At 71.2% G+C, this 3,627-nt stretch carries 3 protein-coding genes; 2 read left to right on the forward strand and 1 reads right to left on the reverse strand.

What is annotated here, in order from left to right; translation table 11 throughout:
* Positions 1-652, reverse strand: a 652-nt coding sequence (locus tag HLK59_RS48960; protein WP_171148164.1) for a TerD family protein, incomplete at its 3' end; no start/stop codon positions are given.
* 196 nt (positions 653-848) lie between these two features.
* Between HLK59_RS48960 and HLK59_RS48965 the strand changes: the two genes are divergently transcribed.
* Together HLK59_RS48965 and HLK59_RS48970 are read left to right on the forward strand one after the other, a co-directional pair.
* The gene (locus HLK59_RS48965; protein WP_171148165.1) at positions 849-2,015 is read left to right on the forward strand and encodes an HpcH/HpaI aldolase/citrate lyase family protein; all 1,167 of its coding nucleotides are present in this window, start codon (positions 849-851) and stop codon (positions 2,013-2,015) included.
* Between the two features lie 38 nt (positions 2,016-2,053).
* The coding region (locus HLK59_RS48970) for a phosphoribosyltransferase family protein (protein WP_171148166.1) at positions 2,054-3,627 on the forward strand (1,574 nt) is incomplete at its 3' end.

Below are 3,627 nucleotides of genomic sequence, written 5' to 3' on the forward strand. Positions count from 1 at the left end.
CAGACGAGCTGCTCAGGGGGCGCGGGGGGTCGGAGATGTGTAGAAGAGGCGGCGGTGCCGGGGGGAGGGGCTGGGAGAACTCCGGGGCCGGCTCCTCGGCCGCGGCCTCCGACTCGTCCACCAGGATGCCGTAGTCGCTCGCCAGGCCCTTCAGACCGTCCGAGTAGCCCTCGCCCAGGGCGCGGAACTTCCAGCCCTCTCCGCGGCGGTACAGCTCCCCGCAGATCAGTGCGGTCTCGCGGCCGGTCTCCGGCTTGACGTCGAAGTGCGCCAGCGGTTCACCGTCGGCGACCGCCGCGTCGTACAGCAGGATGCGCAGATCCTTCACGCGGTCGAAGGTGACGTCCTCCGCCGAAGCGACGATGAGAATCTGACCGATGGTGGGCTCGACACCGGAGAGATCTGTCTGGATCGTATCGGTGAGGCCCTCGGCGACGCGCTTCTGGCCGAGTCGCCAGACCTTCCCGGAGGGGTGCCGGGGCTGGTTGTAGAAGACGAAGTCCTCGTCGGAGCGGACGCGACCGCCGGGGCCGAGGAGGAGCGCCGAGGCGTCGACGACCGGGACCCCCTGTCCGGGCGTCCAGCGCAGCACGGCGCGTACCGTGGTGACTTCGAGCGGGACGTTGGACCCCTTCAGCATGGCGTGCGTCATGCGGTCATCCTGCCTTCTCGGTCCTGGTCACGACAACGCGGGGGTAGTGGTTCCGCAAGGGAATCCGACCCGGTCGTGCTTGCCTGCGTTACCTGAAGTTCATGCCCGGTGGGAACCCCTGACATGGGTTTGTACGTACTATTACCGGCCACCTGTGAACCGTTCACAGGAGGCCCAGCCGCCACGGGGGAGTCATATGCGTCATTTCGGGCACATCGCCCCTGAGGTGCGTCAGCGCCTCTTCCATCAGGAGCCGTGCGAGTTCAGCGCCGACTCCTCGGCCCGGCTGCTCTCCGCGGCTCTGGGCGCCACGCTCTACAGCCCGGCCACCAGGCCGCGGCTCGCCGACGACATCCTGAAACAGGTCGGGCGTGGCGTGGTCTCGATGGTGCTGTGCCTGGAGGACTCGATCGGCGACGAGGACGTCGTGGACGCCGAGGAGAACCTCGTACGACAGTTCACGGAACTCGCCGACCGGGCGGAGACCGATCTCCCGCTGCTCTTCATCCGGGTCCGCCACCCCGAGCAGATCCCCGACCTCGTCCGGCGGCTCGGCCCCGCGGTCCGGCTGCTGTCCGGATTCGTGCTCCCGAAGTTCACCGAGGAGCGCGGCATCCCCTTCCTGGAGGCGCTCTCCGGCGCCGAGGCGGCGAGCGGGCGGCGACTGTTCGCCATGCCGGTGCTGGAGTCGCCGGAGCTGATGTACCGCGAGTCGCGGGTGGAGACCCTGGAGGGCATCGCCCGCGCGGTCGACAAGTACCGGGACCGGGTGCTGGCGCTCCGCCTCGGCGTGACCGACTTCTGCTCCTCCTACGGCCTGCGCCGGGCCCCCGACATGACCGCCTGGGACGTCCAGATCGTCGCCTCCGTGATCGCCGACGTGGTGAACATGCTGGGCCGGGCCGACGGCACCGGCTTCACGGTGACCGGGCCGGTCTGGGAGTACTTCCGCGTCCAGGAGCGCATGTTCAAGCCGCAGCTGCGCCGCAGCCCCTTCCTGGAGGGCCAGGCCGAGGAACTGCGCGAGGCGCTCATCGAGCACGCCATGGACGGACTGCTCCGCGAGATCTCCCTCGACCAGGCCAACGGTCTGATGGGTAAGACTTGTATCCACCCCTCGCACGTGCTTCCCGTGCACGCACTGTCGGTGGTCAGTCACGAAGAGTTCAGTGACGCGGCGGACATCCTGCGCCCGGAGCGCGGCGGCGGGGGAGTGCTGCGGTCGCAGTACACGAACAAGATGAACGAGGTGAAGCCGCACCGGGCCTGGGCCGAGCGCACCATGCTGCGCGCCGAGGTGTTCGGGGTGGCCAACGAGGACATCGGCTTCGTCGAGCTGCTGGCCGCCGGAATCCCCGACTGAGACACGCAGTGACTGGGTCGGTTACACACAAGGGACGCATGAACAACGCAGTGAACAACGAGGTGCCTGGCGGGATCTGGTCCGGAACCTGGGTCGCCGAGCGGCTCGGGGTCGAACTCCTGGGCGACGACAACCTGACCGACCTGCTGGGCCTCGCCCTGCGCCGCAACCCCAAGCGGGCCCATCTGCTGGTCTCCAACGTGCTAGGCAAGCACGTCCCGCAGTCACCGTCCGTGGTCTACGGCGCCGGCTTCGCCCTCGGCCGCCGGGTCCGCGACCTGCTGGGCACCGAGGAGTCCGCCCGCGCGGTCGTCCTCGGCTACGCGGAGACCGCGACCGGCCTCGGCCACTGCGTCGCCGACGGCATCGGCCTCGCCCCCTACCTCCACTCCACCCGCCGCCCGGTCCCCGGCGTGGCCCCGGCGGGCGGCTTCGAGGAGTCCCACTCCCACGCGACCTCGCATCTGCTGCTGCCGGAGGACCCGGCCCTGCTGGTCGGCGACGGCCCACTGGTCCTGGTCGACGACGAGTTCTCGACCGGCAACACGGTCCTGAACACGATCAGGGACCTCCACGACCGGTATCCGCGCGGCCGGTACGTCGTGGTCGCCCTGGTCGACATGCGCTCGGACGCGGACGCGGGTCGCCTGGACGACTTCGCCCGGGAGATAGGCGCGAGGGTGGACCTGGTGGCAGCGGCATCGGGAACGGTGAGCCTGCCGGAGGGGGTACTGGAGAAGGGGCAAGCTCTGGTCGCCGAGTACGACCGTGCCCCGATAGGGGCGCGGGGCTGCGTTGAATCTGCGGCTACCGCCGCGCGGGCGCGACCAGCCCCCACAGACCCGCAGCCGAAACCCAACCGCGTCGACCTCCACTGGCCCCACGGCCTCCCCGACGGCGGCCGCCACGGCTTCACACCCCAACACCGAATACGCCTCGACGCCGCCCTCCCCGAAATGGCAGCCCGCCTCGCCGAAACCCTCGGAGAGAACGCCCACCGCGTACACATCCTCGGCTGCGAAGAGCTGATGTACGCCGCCCTCCGCCTCGCCCGCGAGCTGGAGCAGGTCACGGAAGCCGCGGTCACCTACTCCACGACCACCCGCTCCCCGGTCCTGGCCGTCGACGACCCCGGCTACGCCATCCGCACCCGCCTCACCTTCCCGGCCCACGACAACCCGGCGGACGGCCCGGGCGACCGCTACGCCTACAACATCGCCGGCGCCGGCTTCGACGCGATCGTCGCCGTCATCGACTCCACCGCGGACACCCCCGAACTGCACGCCCCTGACGGCCTGTTGGCGCAGCTCGTGGAACACACCCCGCACGTCGTCCTCGCGGTCGTCCCCAGCTACACCCCCGCGCCCCTGTACGCCCCCGAAACGCCCCCCATGCTGCCCCACCCCCCCCGCCGCCCCCCCCCCCCCTCCTACGCCCCGGCACCCCGCCCCCCCCCCCCCCCGGCCCCCTCCGACGTCACCCCGGAGGCCCCGCCCCACGACCGCCCGGCAGCCAGCCAGACCGGCGGCCCCCACCACCACGCGCCGCCCCCCGGGGCGCACCACCCCCGCGACCCCCCCCCGCACCCCCCCCCCCCCCCCCCCCCCCCGCC

This window comes from Streptomyces sp. S3(2020) (assembly GCF_013044505.1).
Taxonomy (GTDB): domain Bacteria; phylum Actinomycetota; class Actinomycetes; order Streptomycetales; family Streptomycetaceae; genus Streptomyces.

What these genes read in the sequence shown, in the direction of transcription:
- HLK59_RS48965 (WP_171148165.1), top strand. Translation starts at nt 849, where the DNA reads ATGCGTCATTTCGGGCACATCGCCCCTGAGGTGCGTCAGCGCCTCTTC.